The 18391-nt window shown below is 65.0% G+C and carries 13 protein-coding genes; 9 read left to right on the top strand and 4 right to left on the bottom strand.

All coding sequences use genetic code 11. From position 1 onward, the window contains the following. Positions 1 to 185 precede the first annotated feature (185 nt). The 4 genes from SX243_03610 to SX243_03625 all read left to right on the top strand — a co-directional run bounded on the left by SX243_03610 (position 186) and on the right by SX243_03625 (position 4727). On the top strand, positions 186 to 821 hold the full coding sequence (locus SX243_03610; protein ID MDY7092037.1) for a sigma-70 family RNA polymerase sigma factor: 636 nt from the start codon (positions 186 to 188) through the stop codon (positions 819 to 821). A 715-nt stretch (positions 822 to 1536) separates the two neighbouring features. Continuing rightward, positions 1537 to 2037: a TlpA disulfide reductase family protein gene (locus SX243_03615; GenBank protein MDY7092038.1), complete on the top strand. Its 501-nt coding sequence runs from the start codon at positions 1537 to 1539 to the stop codon at positions 2035 to 2037. 256 nt (positions 2038 to 2293) lie between these two features. Next, positions 2294 to 3694, top strand: a complete 1401-nt coding sequence (locus tag SX243_03620) for a peptidoglycan DD-metalloendopeptidase family protein (protein MDY7092039.1) — start codon at positions 2294 to 2296, stop codon at positions 3692 to 3694. 16 nt (positions 3695 to 3710) lie between these two features. Further along, positions 3711 to 4727: a hypothetical protein gene (locus SX243_03625; GenBank protein ID MDY7092040.1), complete on the top strand. Its 1017-nt coding sequence runs from the start codon at positions 3711 to 3713 to the stop codon at positions 4725 to 4727. Positions 4728 to 4864: 137 nt separating this feature from the next. Here the strand turns inward: SX243_03625 and SX243_03630 are convergent, their stop codons facing one another. Genes SX243_03630 through SX243_03640 form a run of 3 tightly spaced genes read right to left on the bottom strand, consistent with a single transcriptional unit; the run spans position 4865 to position 7669 of the window. Beyond that, positions 4865 to 6262, bottom strand: a complete 1398-nt coding sequence (locus SX243_03630; GenBank protein MDY7092041.1) for a hypothetical protein — start codon at positions 6260 to 6262, stop codon at positions 4865 to 4867. 4 nt (positions 6263 to 6266) lie between these two features. Continuing rightward, positions 6267 to 7277 (bottom strand): hypothetical protein, encoded by a 1011-nt coding sequence (locus tag SX243_03635; protein ID MDY7092042.1) that lies wholly within the window; start codon positions 7275 to 7277, stop codon positions 6267 to 6269. Then, positions 7274 to 7669, bottom strand: a complete 396-nt coding sequence (locus SX243_03640) for a helix-turn-helix transcriptional regulator (protein ID MDY7092043.1) — start codon at positions 7667 to 7669, stop codon at positions 7274 to 7276. Before SX243_03640 ends, SX243_03635 begins: the two co-directional genes overlap by 4 nt. Before the next feature lie 531 nt (positions 7670 to 8200). Between SX243_03640 and SX243_03645 the strand changes: the two genes are divergently transcribed. From SX243_03645 to SX243_03655, 3 genes are all read left to right on the top strand, one after another. After that, on the top strand, positions 8201 to 9181 hold the full coding sequence (locus SX243_03645) for a hypothetical protein (GenBank protein ID MDY7092044.1): 981 nt from the start codon (positions 8201 to 8203) through the stop codon (positions 9179 to 9181). Next, complete coding sequence (locus tag SX243_03650) at positions 9178 to 10590, top strand: hypothetical protein (protein MDY7092045.1); 1413 nt, start codon at positions 9178 to 9180, stop codon at positions 10588 to 10590. The genes SX243_03645 and SX243_03650 overlap by 4 nt, the downstream gene beginning before the upstream one ends. Before the next feature lie 202 nt (positions 10591 to 10792). Beyond that, a complete protein-coding gene (locus SX243_03655; GenBank protein MDY7092046.1) occupies positions 10793 to 11563 on the top strand; it encodes an ABC transporter permease in 771 nt (256 codons plus the stop codon). Between the two features lie 84 nt (positions 11564 to 11647). Here SX243_03655 and SX243_03660 read toward each other — a convergent pair whose 3' ends face one another. Then, the gene (locus SX243_03660; protein ID MDY7092047.1) at positions 11648 to 14413 is read right to left on the bottom strand and encodes a hypothetical protein; all 2766 of its coding nucleotides are present in this window, start codon (positions 14411 to 14413) and stop codon (positions 11648 to 11650) included. A gap of 482 nt (positions 14414 to 14895) precedes the next feature. Between SX243_03660 and SX243_03665 the strand changes: the two genes are divergently transcribed. Continuing rightward, positions 14896 to 16674, top strand: a complete 1779-nt coding sequence (locus tag SX243_03665; protein ID MDY7092048.1) for a VCBS repeat-containing protein — start codon at positions 14896 to 14898, stop codon at positions 16672 to 16674. A gap of 287 nt (positions 16675 to 16961) precedes the next feature. After that, a complete protein-coding gene (locus tag SX243_03670; GenBank protein ID MDY7092049.1) occupies positions 16962 to 18284 on the top strand; it encodes a hypothetical protein in 1323 nt (440 codons plus the stop codon). Positions 18285 to 18391: the final 107 nt, after the last annotated feature.

Consider the following 18391-nt stretch of genomic DNA (forward strand, 5'->3'; position numbering starts at 1 on the left):
GAGACGGGTCTCTCCGAGAGCCGTCTCGATAGCTTGCCGGCAGCTTCTCGGGCGTCCTCCGGTGAGGACGAGAAGCGGCTGCCGGCGACCTCTGGAGCGGACGATCAAGGGTTTTGCGCCGCCGTAACGAGACGAGCAAAACTGCTGGCACCGGTTGTGCGTATACTGAGGACGGGAGCTTTTGTATGACCTCAGCCGAAAAGATCGAATACCAGGACAACCAGCCGCGAGCCTGGAATTTCGAGGACGCGACAATGCCGTACCTCGACGCGCTGTACAACACCGCCTACCGGATGACGCGCAATTCCGAGGACGCCGAGGATCTGATCCAGGAGACCTACCTCAAGGCCTACAAGTACTACGACAAGTTCCAGGAAGGCACCAATCTCAAGGCCTGGCTGTTCAAAATTATGAAGAACACCTTCATAAATGCGTATCGCAAGCGCCAGCAAGTGCCGCCGGAAACGGATTTCGGTGAGATCGAGGGGTCTTTCGAGAGCCTGGTCAGCGAAGAGGTCATCCGCAGCATCAAGGACCCGGAGGAAGAGCTGGTCGCCGGGGTTCTGGACGAAGACATCCAGAGCGCCCTGGAAGAGCTTCCGGAGGACTTTCGCATGGTCGTGCTGCTGGCGGACCTGGAAGGCTTCAGCTACAAAGAGATCGCGGGCATCCTCGACGTTCCGGTGGGGACGGTGATGAGTCGCCTCTACCGTGGTCGTCGTCTGCTGGAGGCCGCGATGCTCGAATATGCTCGGGAGCATGGATATTTGCGCGACGGCGAGCCGCCGGCGAAGATGCGCAGCCGCAACGGCGATACCTGAGCCGCTTTCGTCACCAGCCCCGGCGGGTCCGTCGGGCACCCTCCTTTTCTCGATCCTCACGCCGAGCCGATGCCGATTTGGCAAAGCGAGGCGCGTCTCGGTCACAGATCGGCATGGGGCGCCCCGGGGAGGCCTCCGGCGCCGGGTGGGATGGCCAGCCTTCTCGGAGGATTCCAACAAGAGCGGAATATCCCGCCCCCAAGCCATCGTTTAGAGTAGAGAATCGGGTCAACAAGCCGGCGCCCTCGCAGCATCGGATAGACGACCCCTGGAAGAATCTGAAGCAACCGAGTCATAGATCACTGAGTTTTAGATCACCGAGTCTTAGGTCATCGATAGAGAGCTCGAAGCCTGCGAACGACGCGAGCAGAGGATTGGGTATGGAGTGTAAGCGGATCATCGACGCGACTTTCCTGTGCTTGGACAACGAGATGGACGCTGGGGCGCGGCAGGAATATGAAGCGCACCTTCGAGTCTGCGCCGCTTGCAGTCAGCGTCGCGCCATCATCGTCGCCTGTGTAGAGGCGATTCGGCGAAGCCCCGGGTGCCGTTGTCAGGCGCCCCGTGCTCTGGAGGACCGCATCCGAAAGTGCCTCAAAGATCGGGGCCTCAAGGATCGGGGCCTCAAAGATCGGGGCCTCAAGGGCCGGGGGCCCGACGAGCGTAGCGGAGGCGAGCGCAGCCTTTCGGACACCCACCCAGCGATTCCAAACCCTTGATCTCCCGGCTCCAGCGCAAGCTCCCCTCCCGCAGCTCGTGGCTTTCGGCGTGGGCGCTGGTGGTCCTGGTGCTGACCTTGCTGCCGGTCCACCCGGCGCAGGGGCAGACCGGCTTGGTGCTCCCGGGGGCCGATGGAGGGGAACTCGCCACAGGCCGTCTGAGCGCTGGCGATGCGGTGGTGGTGGTCTGGGCCTCCTGGTCCCCCCGGTGCCGCGACATCGACCGCTCGATCAATCAGATCGCGGACCGCTGGGGCGGTCGGGCGCGGGTGGTCTCCATCAGCTTCCAGGAAGATCGAGCCGCGGTGCGGGAGTTTCTGGCCCGCCGCTCCATCTCGGTTCCCACCTATCTCGATGCCGAGGGCACCTTTTCCAAGCGTCACGGCGTGACCACCCTTCCCAGCCTTTTGGTGTTGCGCCAGGGCTCGGTGGCTTACCGTGGCGGTCTGCCAGCGGACTTCCACCGGACCATCGGTGACGCCCTCGGCGGGTCCTGATTCTCCCAGTTCGCCAAGATTTACACAGTCTGAGTATTTGCTGAGCGCTCGCAAATTGCCTGAAATAGGGGCTTTGTGGCGCCTTTGACCAAATTCTTGTGCTACCATTTCCCGGTTCGGCAAGCCGGTTCTTTTCTTTCCCGAAGATGTAGAGGCTCGTGAAGAGCTCGTCCTAAGAGCTCGAGGAACCAGCCCAGGGGAAGAGCCCGCCCAAGCAGCCCATTGGAGGAGGCCGTTGGAGGAAATGGTGAAGACGATGGCACGACACCGGAAGAATGTCCTGCACCCTAAGAATCTTCTGCGCTTCGGGGTTGCTCTCGCACTTTTGATCACCGGTTTGTGGCTGCACTCCAGCACGACACGGCTCCAAGCCGAGACCGAGGCCTTGAGCCCGCTGGCTCAGGCCCCCCGATTTGACGCCACCCTCGCCCGCCATCTTCCCCATCCCCAGGACTCCGCAAGCTTCGACACTTCCCGCGTTCCCCTGATCCAGACCTTTGCCCCCGGCGAGACTCTGGGCACGGTGCTAGCGCGCTTCGGCGTCGAGGGGGCGCCGGCTCGGGAGCTGGGAGCCACTCTCGCCGATCACGTGGACCTGCGGCGCCTGCGCGCCGGGGACCCCTACTCCGTCTTCTTCGACGAGCAGGGTCAGCTGGAGGCCTTTCAGGTCGCCGTCGCCAACCGCGGCCGCATTCGCATCGAACGAGCCGTCGGCGACAGCGGCTGGCGGGATGTTTGGCATCCCTTCGAGCGTCGGGTGCACCTGCAGGTGATTTCCGGCGAGCTTGAGGGTTCGCTAGAGGGTTCCATCCAGCTCGCCGGGGGCCCGGCGACCCTCGCGTATCGCATGGCCGATGCCCTGCAGTGGGATCTGGACTTCACCCGCGACCTGCGGCTGGGAGATCGCTTCCAGGCTCTCTACGAGCACGTCTACCTGGACGGCCAGGATCGCGGACCGGGTAAGCTCCTGGCGCTGCGCTACGAGACCCGCGGCAGCGTGCTGGAGGCCTTTGCCTTTGGCGAGGACGGCGGCTACTACGACGGTGAGGGCCGGCCGCTGCGCAAGATGTTCTTGCGCTCCCCCATGCGTTACTCGCGAGTGACCTCTCAGTTCACCCACCGCCGCTTCCATCCGGTGCTCAAGGTCTACCGCCCCCACTATGGCGTCGACTACGGAGCCCCGCGGGGTACGCCGGTGCGGGTCACCGCCAGCGGCACCGTTTCCTTCGCCGGCTGGAATCGCGGTGGCGGTCGCACCATCAAGGTGCGCCACCCCAACGACTACGAGACCGCTTATCTGCACCTGTCCAAATTCGCCGACGGCATTCGCCCCGGCCGCCGGGTCACCCAGGGGCAGGTCATCGGCTTCGTCGGTTCCACCGGTCTGTCCACCGCCCCGCATCTCGACTACCGGGTCAAGCACCACGGTCGCTACCTCAATCCGCTAAACATCAAGAGCGTTCCGGCGCGGCCCATCGCACAAAAAGATCTGCCGGAGTACATCGACTGGCGGGACGTGCTGCGGCGGAGCCTCGAGTCGGGGACCGTCACGCCGCTGGAGACCGCCGGCGCGACACAGCTGGCGAGTCTGCGCTCCACTCCGGAGGCGGAATCGGCCACCACCGCATCTTCTTCTCAAGCCTCCACAGCTCGCTGAGCCAACCTTCGCCGGCATGACCACCACCGCCCGCGCCTGGTGCCGCGTGGATCTCGCCGGCGGCACCCTGGATATCTGGCCCCTGGGACTGCTGCATCCCGGCGCGGCCACCGTCAACCTTTCCATCGATCTACCGGCGACGGTGGAGCTACGCCGGGTGGAGCGAGGCTGGGTGGTGCTCCAAGGGGACGAGAAGCATCGATGCGAGCATCGGCGGGAGCTGCTGGAGCGGCCGGAGACCTCGTTGGTGGGGGTCGTGGCGGAGGCTTTGGACCTGCCTCCGATGGAGATTCGCCTCGCCAGCGCGTCACCCCGGGGCGGCGGTCTAGGAGCCAGCTCGGCGTTGGTGGTCGCGCTACTGGCAGCGGTGGATGCAGCGCTGGGCAAGCCCACCGCCTCGCCCTATGAGCGTGCCGCCGTCGCGCGGGATCTGGAGGCTCAGCTGATGTCCCTGCCCACCGGCACCCAGGATCACTTCGGGGCGCAGCTGGGCGGCGTTCTGGAGATCCGCTATCCCCCCGGCGGCATCGTCGTCCGGCGCCTGGAGGGAGTCGATTTGCCGGCTCTGGGGCGCAGCCTGGTAGTGGCCTACACCGGCCAAAGCCATTTCTCCGCCGGCAGCAACTGGCAGGTCGTGCGTCGGCGGCTGGACGGGGAGGCGGAGGTCCTGCGGCATTTCGAAGGTATCGCCGCTGCCGCCAGCCGCGTGGCGGAGGCGCTCGAGGCGGGGGATCTACCGGCGGTGGGGCGGGCGGTGAGCGACGAGTGGAGTCATCGGCGGCAGCTGGCGGAGGGTGTCTCGACCGCGCAGATCGAGGACATGCTGAGCGCCGCTGCCAGCGCCGGTGCCTGGGGTGGCAAGGCCTGTGGAGCCGGTGGTGGAGGCTGCCTGGCGGTACTCTGCCCGCCTTCCGCCCGTCCGGCGGTGGAGGCTGCGTTGGCACGCCACGGTGGGCGCCTCATCGCCGTTCAGCCCATCGCCGAGCCTCTGGCCGTCGATGGCCGGCCGGTGATCGATCCGGCACAGCTCTGAGATCAGCGTCCGCCTCTGACGCCTGCGAGAATCTTCAACTCAGAACGGGCCCCAAAAAGCGACGAGCCCGCGATCGATCGCGGGCTCGGTAGCGCGGCCAGGTAAGGGGCTAGCCGACGGCGGAAGGTCCGCTGGATTCAGCGGGTGCTGGTGCGGGACTCGAGGATCCGGTAGCCGTCGCCCGCATCCATGTGGTCGCCCAGCGGCAGAGAGCGGACGGTGGTCCACTCCTCGCCGGCGCTTTCCACGTAGAGCAGCTCGTCCTCGCCCTCCCAGGCGATGAGCACGTTCTGGCCGGACTCGGAAACGAAGATGGCGGAAGCCGGGTCCGCGAGGGCGGGCAGCGGCCGGTCGGTCACCACGCGCATGCTCAGGATGTGGCTCAGAGCCTGGGGTGGCGCGGCGTCCGGCGTGGGCACCTCGGTGATGTGGAAGTCGTCGGCGTTGTACAGGCGAGTGACCTCACCGCCGAAGAGGTTGGAGCCGATGTCGATGATGTTGCCGCGGATGGTGCCGGCGAAGGACTCCAGGGCGCCGGTCCACTCGCGGCCGATGTCGATGATGTTGCCGCGAATGCCGCCGCCCAGGAAGGAGACGTTCTGCTGGTTGAGGTTGCGGCCGATGTCGATGATGTTGCCGCGGATGGTACCGGCGAAGGCTTCCAGATCCCCACTATCGAACTTGAAGCCGCTGTCGAGAATGGTCTGCTCGACGCCGTCCGCCAGCAGCCCCAGCTCCGCCGGCAGCACCGTGATCTCCAGGGAAAGGAAGCGGCCGCTGGAGGCGTCGGTGAAGCCGATCACCACGGAGCGATGCTCCAGGCCCGAGTGCAGGGTGGGCATGCGGGCGAAGTCTTCCGTCACCGCCGCCAAGGGGCCGCCGTCGTCAACCATGTGGAAGTCGTTGAGGCGGAAGATCAAAGGCTCGGTGTTGGGGTAGGAGCCGTTGTCCAGCACGATGGGGGAGTACAGGACCTCGGTCTCGTCGGCGCCTTCCTCCCACCACACCAGGTGCAGCACCGCCCGGTGCAGGGACTGCGGCTCGCCATCCACATCCACGGTGTAGTTGTCGTGGGTGATGGCCAGCCGCGGCGAGCCCTTGAGGGCGAAGAAGTTGCTCATGATGACCAGCGGCTCGGACCAGGTCTCACCGTCGAAGCTGATCAGGTTGAGCATCCGGTGGATGACGTTGCGCCGGCTCTCCCACACCAGGAAGACGGTGCCGGAGCGATCTTCGAAGACCAGCGAGGACGAGCCTTCGAGATCCCCGAACGCGTCGTCGGTACCGGGTACCAGGAGTCGGCGGGTCTCAGCGCCGGGCTGGGCGATCTCCAGGGCCAGAACCGAGGCTTCCGCGGCGGCGCCGCTGCTCTGCGGGAAGAGCTCGCCGTAGGTTCCGGAGAACACCGAATAGAGCTCGCCTTCGGAGCCCAGGGCAATCTGGCCGCGCTCCGCCGCCGGGGCGGCGGAGACGCCGGTAGCGCCGGCGAGGAGCAGGCCGATGAGAGCGAAAACGAAGAGGGAAGAAAAGCGCACTGGGTTAGGCCTTGATGTTGATCAGCGGGCGGATGTCCACCGCGAGCAGAAAATTGACGATCTCCGGCGAGTCCGGGTAGTACTCCCGTTGCAGCTCCAGGAGGTAGTCCCGGGCCGTTTCGGCGTCGCCGCTCAGATTAGCGGCTTCCCCGAGCAGGAAGAGGGCATATTTGATCGACTCGGAGTCGCTCACGCGATGGGCCAGGGCGAGAGCCCGGGTGCCATGGCGTAGGGCGTCGCGATGCCGACCGGCCTCGATGTGGGCGTAGCAGAGGCTGAGGTGCGGGTATGCCTGGAAGCCGCGGGCCTTCAGCCGGCGGAGCATGCGCAGGCCGCGGTAGAGCAGCTCGAAGCCCTCTTCCAGGCGGCCTTGGACGACTCGGCAGTAGCCAACGTTCTCCAGCAGAATGGCGCGCTGCACGCTGGGCATGGGCTCGAACAGGCGCAGAGCCACGTCGTACTCGGTGCAGGCTTCCTCGAAGTAGCTTTCCGCCATCAACAGGTTGCCGATGCGGTTGTGGCTGGAGGCGATCCAATCCGGCCGGCCCAGCAGCTCGGAGAGGTCCAGAGCGGTGCGGGCGTAGAACAGGCCCTTCTTGTACTGCTTGGTCCGCTCGTGGATGCGGGCGATGTTGTAGGCGGCCAGACGGCTGTTCTCCAGATCCTTCCGGGCGGTGAGAATGCAGCGCAACTGCTGGAGCGGCTCCTGGGGATCCATGATCTCGATGGCCACGGCAGCACGGTTGCAGAAAGCCCGGTCCTGGAGTGTGCTGTCGCCGAGGCGGCGAGCGGTCTCCAAGGCCTCGTCGAAGAGCCGATAAGCCTCGCCGAAGTGGCCGCCGTTGAGGGCGTCCAGGCCAGCTTCACGGAGGCTTTCATAAACCTCGCGAGTGTCGCCGGCAACCATCTCCGGATGCTCCAGCCCCGGCAGCTCGTCCGAGAGCAGGGGGTGTTGCGGTCGGCCCGAATTCGGGTGGACGGGCTCGTTGGCTTGCGGGAAGCTGACGACACTCATGCCTTTTGCTCCTTGCGGTCGGCCTCGCGGGGCGCCGCCGGCTCCGTGCCGTCGGTGAGGGCTTGGGCTCGCTTGAAGGCCACGAACTCACTCACTTCCCGCTGGGCATCCTGGGGCAGGGAGTTGAATTGGTTGACCAGGTTGACGTCTCGAACGGAGAAGCTGTCCTGGGCCATCTCGTCGAAGAATTCGCCGATGCCCATGCCGAACTGCGCCAGGATCTTGAACAGCGTGTCGAGGCTGACCCGATATTCGCCCTTCTCCATGCGGGAGAGGTCGGATTGCTGGATGCCGATTCGTCCGGCGAGCTCGGTCTGGGTCAGGCTGCGCTGTTTGCGCAGCTGACGAATCTTCTGACCGACGAGCTGTACCTGGCGGATTTTCTGGGTCATAGCGTTCTGCCTTCGCTCAAGACTTCCATGCTCGAAACGTTCGCGCTCAGTTCCGGTGCCCGGGGGCGTGGAGTTCACTGAGCGGATAGACTTAGAGAGTACGGAGTTTAAGGGCGCGCGGGCTATGTGTCAACCCCATAGCCCCGTCTTCCCGCCCACCGGCGCTCCGGTCGTGCTCAACGAAGCTTACTGCGCCTGATAAACTAGAGCTAGTCGGGAGGAGTTTGCGGAAGAATCGTTGACACTCTCCGAGATGCTGTCGTAGCATGAAGTGAGTCATCGAGTTTCGCAGCAATTGACAGCCTCGCGACGAGCGGGAGAGTATTGAGAGCTGCTGTGCTATGCGGCGCCGCAATGTTTCGGCCGGAGCTCGACAGGAATGGACGAGTCTCGCAGGCAGATTTTTTCGGCAGCCCATCGAGGATCCACTTTCTCGAGCAGCCTAAAAAGAGCGGAGAGATCCGTCTACGGGATTCCAAAAACCGGGAATTCCAAGAGCACAGCCCTCTCGGGTGAAGAAAGCTGAGGCCCATGCCCCAATCAACAGAGCCCCGATCGACCGAACGCCAGGATGCCGAGCTCCAAGCCAGTAAGCCCAGCATGCAGGCCAACGACGCCATGAGCCCGCCAAGCCACTACGAGGCGATCAAGGAGCAGGCTCTCGACTGCATGCGCGAAGGGCGCCTGCGCGAGGCCTTGAGCCTCTTCGACCGGGCATTGGCGCTGGCGGGGGAGCTCGGAGATTCCAATTTGGTGGATCGGGCCCTGTGCAACCGCTGTCGAGTCGCCATCGAGCTGGGCAGCAGCCGGCGAGAGCTCGGCGAGCTGGGCAAGGTGTTGTTGCGCAATCGGGACCCGGAGATTCGCTTCCTCGCCGCCTACAACCTGACCCGGGCTCATCTGCTGCGCAAAGACGCCGACAAGGCGTTGTTCTATGGCGGCGTCGCCCGGCAAGAGGGCGAGCGGGCTGGCAAGGCCGGATTGGTCTCGGCGGCACACAACGGCATTGGGCTGGCGTTGCTCGCCTCGAGCTACTTCGAGCAGGCGGAGGCGGAGTTCGAACAGGCTTTGGGGATGTTGCCGGAAGATCATCGCCGCCGGCGCGCAGTCATCCTCGACAACTACGGTTACTGCAAGATCATCCGCGGGTCGGTGCCGGAAGGCTTCCAGGCGCTCTTCGAGAGCCTGCGCACCCTCTGCCGCACCGGCGAGTTGTGGTTCGAGATGATCACCCGAGTCAGCCTTTGCTTCGCCTATCTGGAAGTGGACAAATATCGGGCGGCCTTGCGCCACGGGCGCCGGGCGCTGGAGATGGCGGAGCGCTTCGAGGACCGTTCGACCCAGAAGTCGGCCCTCTTCTTGCTGGGAGAGGCGGCCAAGCTCGCCGGCGATGACTTCGGAGCTCGCCGATACTTTTCCCGGCTTCAGGAGGTCTACTACCCTGACGCTGATTATCTGCCCGACATGCTGATGGTGGTGGACGCCCGCAGCATGGTGAATCTGAAGGCATGAAGATGTTCAAGCGCTACCCCCTTCTGACTACGCTTTTCGCCGTCGGCCTCGCCCTCGTGGTTTGCGGGACGGCTCTCGCCGCCGAGTCCACCGCGGTGCTCGACCACCAGGGGACTCTCTACACCCTGCTCAGCGGTCGCCGTGGCGATCTCTTCACCGGGGTCAAAGGTCCGGCGGCCAATGCGCCGGTGCTCGCCCTGGAGATTCGTCAGCCGGGAGAGACTCCCGAGGACACGGAAATTCGTCGGCTGCTGGTGGCGGACACCGGTGATGCCGCGCAGGAAGAATCCGCCAACCTGGTGCTGGAAGAGGCGGCCGGCACGGTCTATGTCGTCTGGTCCCGAATCCCTGCCGAAGGCCCGGTCGAGCTGCGGGTCTCCGGATTGGTAGAGGATCAGTGGTCCGAGCCGGTGAGCTTGGAGGCCATGGGCGACCTGACCGTAGCGCCGCAGCTCTTGGTCACCCGGGATCGTATGGCCAAGCCGGACCCCGACACTGGAGTGCTGCGGAGCACCGCCCGCACCGTTTTGCATTTGCTGTGGGCCGAGGATGCCGCCGAGGGGGAGCGAGTGCTGTACTCGCCGCTGGTGCTGGAAGACGGCGCCTACGTCGGCGAGGCGCCGCGGATGGTGCTCAACGACTTCGACCCCACCACGACGCCGGGGGACAAGGGCGCGACCTCCATCAGCGCTCCGACCCTCGCCGCCGGAGTCGACAATCAATCGGTGATCGCCGGCTTCGTCAACATGGCCACCGGTCGCCAGCTGAGCATCGAGCTGCGCATGCTGCCCTTTGCCCTGGGCACCTTGGCCCGCGACGTTCGCGACTTCATCCTCGACGAAGGGGTCGGCATCGTCGGTCCCGGAAGCGTTGAGTCCCTCGCCGGCGGCGTCGGCGGCATGATCATCGAGACGGGCCGTGAGTTCCATCCCGGCGTACGCTTCTACTTCGCCTCGGTGGCGCAGGAGGCGGTGCTCGAAGAGGCCCTGGCCAGTGACGGCCCCGGCGTCGGATTGCAGAGCTTGGCCGGGGGAGTCGGCGGCATGATCATCGAGGTCGGCTCGCGGTTCTTCGGCACCGATGGCCTGGACCGCAACTTCGTCGCCTCGCGCCTTAGCCTGGTGGAGATCGGCAGCGCCGTCGAGCTCGATCCGGACACTCTGGTCAATCACCTCTTGCGGGTCTACGTGGTCTCCGACCGCGAAGCTCCGGACGTCGGCGGCGACGCCGCTTTGTTGGTGTCGGAGGATGGCGAGGAGGGCATGGTGGCCTGGCCCGAGGGCGAGGAGCTGCGCTATCGCGAGACCAGCGGTGCGATTTGGTCGGACGTGCGGGCCGTGCCTCTGGACGAGGGCTTCGATCTCGAGCAGGCCCGCCAGCTGCTCCGGCAACGTCTCCAGCGGCGCTGAGCAACGCCCGCCCGGCTAGTCTCGTCCAGCTAGCTTGATCTGCTAGCCTCCCCTGACTCGCGCCTCGAGGGGGCGGTAGCGGTTGAACCATTCGTCCGAGCCAGCGGTTTTTTATCGGCCGCTGGCTCTTCTGCTTTCAGCCCGCGGCGCCCGGCGGTAGAGACTCCGGAGCGGCGGCGGTGTGCCTCGGGAGCCATCGGTCTTGACCCAACACCTCTTTCTTCTCCGCGAGCTCGTGCGTCGGGACTTCCGTGGCCGGTACGCTGGTAGCGTCCTGGGCTTTTTGTGGTCCTTCGTGCAGCCTCTCTGGCAGCTCCTCCTCTTCAGCTTCATCTTCGGTAGCCTGATGAAGATCTCGCCGCTGGGAGAACGCACCGACAATTTCGGCGTGTTTCTCTTCTGCGGGCTGCTGCCCTGGACGGCCTTCCACGAGGGCATTGTCCGCGCGTCCACGGCGATCACCGAGAACGCCAGCCTGGTCAAGAAGCTCAACTTCCCCTCCGAGCTGCTGATCCTGGCGGTGGCGTTGGGGGCTTTGCTCCACGAAGCCATCGCCGCGGCGATCTTCGTCGTGGTCCTGGTGCTGATGGGTGAGCTGGTGCTCACGGGCCTGCCGCTGCTGTTGGTGGCCCTGCCGCTGCAGCTGGCGCTGACCCTCGGCCTGGGGCTCCTCCTGTCGGCGGTCCACGTCTTTTTCCGCGACACCGCGCAGGTGGTCACCATGGTGTTCACCGGCTGGTTCTACTTCACCCCCATCGTCTATCCCATGAGCCTGGTGCCCGAGCGCTTCTTGCCCTGGATCGAGGCCAATCCCCTGACCGCCTTGGTGGCCCTGTATCGGGCTGCCTTCCTCGGCGGCCCGCCGGTGGACCCTTCGGGAGTGCTGCTGCTGGCGCTTTGGTCGGTGGCTTCGGCTGCTCTCGGCTTATTTCTCTTCTTGCGCTTGAAGCCCAGCTTCGCCGACGAAATCTAGCCGGTGCTCATCGCACGTTGAACACCGGCGAGGTGTCCGGTGCTCATCGCGCTCTCTCGCCGCGTTTCGCGCACGGCAGGCTGATCAGTTGTCGGTGACGCTGGTGGTCCAGCCGCCCAAGGTCCCTGCCTCGAAACCGTCGGTAAAGACCACCGTCGCGCTGCCGCTGACGTTCACCGTCAAGCTGTCGCTGGCGGCGCCGCAGGCGCTGTTGGAGACCTCAACGGTCTTGGCGCCGTTGGAGAACCAAGCCACCGTCAACTGCGAGGTGCTGGAGGATCCGACGCCTCCGGAGGTGGTCCAGGTCCAGCCGTCGGCGTTGGGGGTGCAGTTGGTGGTGGAGGCGTTGAAGGTCACCGCGTGCCCCCTGTCGGCGGTCGTGGGGCCGGTGACGGTCACCGACGGCTCCGGGGCTCCTCCGACGTTGATGATCGGATGGCCCTCGTAGATGTCCGAGGCGGAGTTGCGGCGGACCCGCAGCCGCGGGTGGAAGGTGCCGGTGGAGGTGTAGGTGAAGAGAGTCACCGGCGCGGGATTGTCTTCGTCCTCGAAGCTGCCGTCGCCGTCCCAGTCATAGTCCCAGAAATCCGGCTCGCCGATGCTCTCGTCGATGAAGGTGATGGGGACGTTGACGTCGGCGAAGCAAGTTCCGGCGGCGCAGAAGAGCGAGGCGCGGAAATCGGCGATGACCGGCTCCGCGTTGCTCGCGTCCACCGCCAAGATGGCGCTGGTGCGGGGCACCTCGGCGCAGTTGCGCACCATCACCTGGACGTCGTAGGTGGCGGCGACGTCATAGGTGTGAACCGGATTCGGGCCGTCGACGGGGTCGCTGGTCCAGCCCTCGAAGCCGTCGTTGTTGGGGCCGCCGCCGGGGTTGTCGCCGAAGCTCCAATTCCACTCCGTCGCTCCGGACACGCCGGCGTGGAATTGCACCGTGCCGGTGGCCGGAGGATCCGGCTGGCCGTCGTAGGTGGGCGTGAAGGCGCCGTTGGCGGGCAGCGGATCCAGTGGATTCAGGGTCACCGCCGCGGAGGTCGCGGTGTCGATGCCGGCGGAGTTGGTGACCGTGACCTCGGCGGTGTAGGTGGTGCCGGTGGTCTGCCCCGGCGTCGAGGTCCACACGAAGGGGTTGACGTTGCCGCCGGAGGCCACCACGCCCCCGCCGTTCTGGCTGATCTGCCAGCTGAACGTCAGCGGCGGTTGCCCGGTGACATTCTGGGCGGTGAAGGTCACCGGCTGGCAGAGCAGTGCCGGGTTGGGCGATGAGGCGACGCCGGTGACCACCGGCTCCGGTTCCAAGACCGTCAGATTCTTCTGGGTGCTGTTGCTGCCGGCTCCGTTGCTGGCTTGGAGAGCGACGGTCTTGCTGCCGGCGCCGTCAAAGGCGATGTTGGCCGGGTTCTGACTGGTCGAGCCGCCGGGATTGCCGTCGGGGAGGAAGTCCCAATCCCAAGCGGTCGGTCCGCCGGTGCTGGAGTCGAAGAAGTCCACCTGGGTGCCGGGATAGATCTGCGCCGGGGTCCAGGTGAAGTCCGGGTTCGGCGGCGCGCCGCCGGTGCGCCGGTGGACGTCGAAGATGGCATGGCCTGCGCGGAAAAAATAGTCGCCGGAGAACTTGCCCACTCGCGGCGCGACCCGATTGAAGCCGTGGACTCCGTTCTGACGGTAATACCAGCCCCAATAGCTCACCGGTGCGCCGTTGATGACCACGGTGCCCTGGGGGCTGATATCCGTCGGCGAAGAGGGATTGCGAACGTCGTAGAGCCATTCCTTCTGGTTGCCGCTCTGGCAATAGCCGCTGTCGCCGAAATAGAGGAACGGAATATCGCCGGTGGAGCGGCTGAAGGTCACCAGCGGGTCGCCCACCGGATCCATGCTCCGGGACCACATGGGAGAGCCGGGAGAGCAGAAGCCATCGGTGATGCAGGAGACATCGTAGATGCGCGCCTGGGTGTCTGTGCGAGCGGCCAGGTAGTAGTCGGCGCCGTCCTGCCAGAGCGCGACACCGTAGATGCTGTCGCCGCTCAAAGCGTCCATCACCATCGAGGGCTGGGACGGGTTGGAGACGTCCCAGATCTCGAAGCCGCGGGGCGAGAAGGTGGAGCTGAGAACGATGAAGTCGCCGGCGCCGTCAAGGTAATTGGCGCGGATGCGCGAGCCGATCTTGCCGAGGTAGATCCCCGGGCAGAAGGTGGTGCCGGGCTGGTTCTCGTTGCAGCGGCCGGTGAGGTTCATGGCGGCGGTCATGTCGTAAGCGAAGACGCCACCCTCGCGGTTGGCGGCGACGAAGACATAGTCGCGGGAGTCGATGGTGGTGGTGTAGACGGCCCGCACCTCGCGGCTGGCGAGGGTGCCGGTGTCCTGGTACTTGATCCTCGGAGTGTCTTTGATGCTGGTATCTACGATGGCGACGCCGAGGCCATAGACGCCGCCGATGGCGACGCGGTCCGCCTTGCCGGGCGGAGCGTCGATGTCGGTGAAGACCGAGAAGGCGTGAGCGTCGGGAGTCCAGTTGAACGGCAGGCTGTTGATGCCCGAATCGAGGAGAGCGGAGGGGGAGCCGGGATTGAAGCGGGCATCCCAAATCTGGAAGCGCATGCTGGTGGCAGCAAAGACGAAATTCTGCTCTACATCCAGCGACAGCCAGTAGGGGTTCAGCTCGAAGCTGCCCACGCCGTTGAAGTCGGTGGAGTCGCGATTGCCCGGCAGGGTCGTTGTGGAGGCGGGCTCTAGGCCGTTCCACAGCGCCGACGGGACCGGTACGGCGGGAGTGGCAAAATCACAGTAATTGCAGGTGGTGTCGCAGTTCTGAGCCACCGCCGGCAGCGCTGCCGAAGCCGTCAGAATCAAGACTGCAGCCAGAGTCAGCCGTCGTCGGGAGGCCGGCCGGGCTTTGGGTACAGCGCATGCAAAGAGTTTCGAGGTCCAGCACATAAAGACTCCTTCGATCAGCCATGGGGGGGCGATCTGCGGAGGTCGCGACAAGCGCGCGTTCCAGTTCATTCAAGCAAGTCGATCCCGCGCACCGGGAGGAATTTATGGATTATGCCATTATCCTATTGCTCGGCGCAATCCTGTCTTCTTCGTTCTTCAGCCGCCAACGGGGGCCGCCACTCTCGACGCACAGTGAAGGCGGAGAGGCGACGGTGCTTGACCTCGAAGCTGCTTCTGTTACCATTCGCCCTCTGGAGGCGGCGGCTTCAAGCCCATCGCTGCTGCCGGAGACCTCGCCGAAGCGAATATCGCAAAACAGCATAGCTCCGCAGACCATCCAGCCACCTCAGCTTTCAATGCCCGACGCGCTTCGGGCCCTCCAGCAAGGGAGACGATCCATGATTCCAGCCCTCTCGACTTGGCCGCTGCGCGGCCGAATCGCCGTCGTGGCTTTCCTGCTCAGTGCGCTCTTCGCCCTGCCCCTGGCGCTTCCCGCGGAAGGCCAAATGGGGATGCAGCGGGGAGAGGACCCCATGGACGACCTCGGCTCCTTGGAGCCGGAGGACGGGAAATGGCTTACCGACGACGAGGGTGAGGAGTACTTCGTCAAGAAGTTGCCGAAGAAAGAGGGGACCTACCAGTACTACGGAGAGAACCAGGTGCGCTACAAGCATTGGTTCATCTTCGATCTGGTCAAAGAAGATGACGAGAACCTCTACATCAAGATCTACAAGCCCCGCGAGCACCGCCCTGGGTTCACCCGAGAAGAGGTGGAGGCCCGGCGAGCCAAGGAGGAAGCGGCCGTCGCCGCCAGCTACCAGGTCGAGGTGGGGGAGAGCGACCGCTTGACCTACATCCCCTTCGATCAGGGGTTGCCGCGCCGGGGCATGTGGCGCAACGGTTTCGACATCGCCGATGTCAACGGCGACGGTCATCTGGACATCGTTCACGGCCCGGCCCGCAAGGGGGCTCCGGTGCCCCGCATCTTCCTCGGGGACGGCGAGGGCAATTGGAAGCTCTGGCGCGAGGCCCGCTATCCCCGGGCGCCCTACGACTACGGTGACGCCGCTGCTGCCGATTTCGATGGTGACGGCCTGACCGACCTGGCTTTCGGTTTCCACCTGCGGGGGCTGCTGGCACTTCGCCAGAGCAGCCCCGGTGTCTTCGAGGTGTGGAGCGAGGGCCTCGATCTGCAGGTTCCCGGCGCTGGCTCCGACGCTTCCGGCTTTTCCACTAGGGCCATCGAGCTCGCGGACTGGAACGGCGACGGTCGTATCGACATCTTGGCCGCGGGGGAGGGCCCCCGGCCCGCCGGGCAAAAAGGCGACAAGACCACCGGCATGGTCTCTTCCCAGGCCTTTGGGGTCGCCGTCTATCTCAATCACGGGGACGGCACCTGGGAGCGCCTCGGCGCCGACAAGAAGACCTCCGGGCTGTTCGGGGACTACCTCGCCTATGGCGACGTCAACGCCGACGGGCGCCTGGACCTGGTGACCTCTTCGAATCTCTTGGGGCGTCAGAACATCCTGCACCTCGGGAGCGAGGACGGAGAGTGGGAGCGCTACACGGTGGATCAAATACGCCCCAACGCCTATCTCCAGTCCGTGGGGATTGCCGACTTCGACGGCGACGGTCGGGACGACATCGCCATCGGTTACGCCAGCTGGCAGCTGAAATTCTGGCGCACCGGCCTCGACGTGCTGTTCTCTCGCCCCGACGATACCTGGGAGCGGCGCACTCTCTTCCTCGAGGAGAGTCGGCTGAGCCTATGGGCGCTCGGTACCGGTGATGTCGACGGAGACGAGAACGCGGACATCGTCGTGTCCACCGGTGACGGCGGGGTGATGGTGTTCTTGGGCACCGGCAAGGGCACCTTTACGCGGGAAGCGGCCACTTCTTTGCACAGCGCCCGCGGCTGCCGGGGTTACGCAGTGCGCTTGGCGGATCTCAATGGCGACGGGAAGGACGAAATCGTGGCGGCCTTCGCCGACGAGGGCTCGGCTCTGCCCATGACGGAGTTCCCCGTCACCTGCACCAGCGCCGGAGCGATCATGGCTTGGCGTACCGAATCGTCCCAGGCCGAGAAGGCTGCGGCTGACTCTGCGCAAACCGAGGCTTCGCAAAAAGATCTGGGAGCGAGCGAAGGCCTTGACATGTCGACTGAGGAAGGCCTATAGTTCCATGAAGTAGCCGACTTAACTGCGGGATTCCAATAGGTGCTTGTTTTTACCTGGTGCCCGCGGGAGAGGCTGCTGACCAAGAAGATCACTAGACCTTTTAGGTTTTCGAGTTTTTGACCGGGAGGTGATGCGCCCTTAGTCTTTGAGAGGAGAAGGAGATTCACTGCGAGATTAGGTTCGCCGATGGGCATAGTGTCCGTCCGGTGGCCGTAAGACTTTCGTAGTGCGTTTTTACCGGGTCCCGTCGTTGGGACCAAAAAAAATTGAATTGGAGACTGTTAGTAATGAGGAAGTTCATCGCCTCTATCGCCATCGTCGGGCTTCTCGTGCTCGGCGGCTCGGCGTTCGCCGAGATCGGCGCCATCGACTCCGTGCCTGCGGCTACCCTGCTGTTGCCGTACTTCGAGGTCGCTCCGGCTGCCGGTGTCACCACCCTGTTCTCGATCAACAACGCTTCGGCCGCCCCGGTCCTGGCCCACGTCACCCTGTGGACCGACCTTTCCCGGCCTACGCTTGACTTCGACGTCTACCTCACCGGTTTCGACGTCGTGACCATCAACCTGGGCGACCTGTTCACCACCGGCGCGATCCCGCAGACCGGCCCGAACTTCGACCCGGGCGACGACGCCATCTCCCCGAACGCTCCGGGTGAGTTCTCCTTCGCGGATGTCAACTTCCCGGCTTGCGCTTTCCCGCTGCCGGCCAACATCCCGGGTTCGCTGCTCACCTACATCCAGAACCTGCACTCCGGCGGTGCGGCTCCGGCCGGCTTCGCCAACAGCGGTCTCTGCGGTGGTGTGGACTACGGTGACGGCGTCTACCGCGGTTACGTGACCGTCGATGTCGCCAACGCCTGCTCCCTCGAGTTCCCGGGCAGCCCCGGTTACTTCGTGAACGGCGGTCAGGGCATCGCCGGCAACGCCAACGTCCTTTGGGGCGACTACTTCTGGGTCGACGTGCCGAACGCGTTCGCCCAGGGTGATTCCCTCGTCCACATCGAGGCCACCGACACCGGCTTCTGGACGCCTGGCGACTACACCTTCTACGGCCGTTACGTCGGCTACGACGGCAGCGACAACCGCGAGCCGCTGGCGACCACCTGGGCCGCCCGCTACTTCGCCGGTACCGTCGGTGCCTTCGATGACGACACTGACGTCGTCTGCTGGCGCGACACCGGTCGCGACGAGAGCGGCTTCTTCACTTGCGGCTCCGCCGTTGCTGGCGCCGTGTCCGTGGATCCGTTCCCGCTGTCCCAGAACCAGATCGTCATCTTCGACGAGCAGGAGAACCCGGTTGTCGTGGAGGGCTCGCCCTTCTCGCCGCCGCCGACCCTGGAAGGCGTCCTTCCCTGCCCCTACGAGGCGACTCGGGCTGACGCCAACGACTTCGGTTCGATCTTCGACTTCGGTTGGTTCTACATGAACCTCAACACCACGACCGGTAGCGTCGTCGATCCGATCAAGCAGTCCTTCGTGACCACCGTGCACAGCGCCTCCGGCCTGTTCAGCGTTGGTTACCAGGCGGTTCACCTCGACAGCGCGCTGGCCAAGACCTTCACGGTCACCACCGCTCCGAGCGACGTGATCCTGCCGCTGGGTGTCGAGTAAGACAAACCCAGTTAGGTAAAGCCTGACAAGAAAAGGGGACGGATCCTTCGGGGTCCGTCCCCTTTTGTCTGTTTCGGCCCCACCGCGGCCGACTTCTCAGCGAGCTT

It is taken from the genome of Acidobacteriota bacterium (assembly GCA_034211275.1).
Taxonomy (GTDB): Bacteria; Acidobacteriota; Thermoanaerobaculia; order Multivoradales; family JAHZIX01; genus JAGQSE01.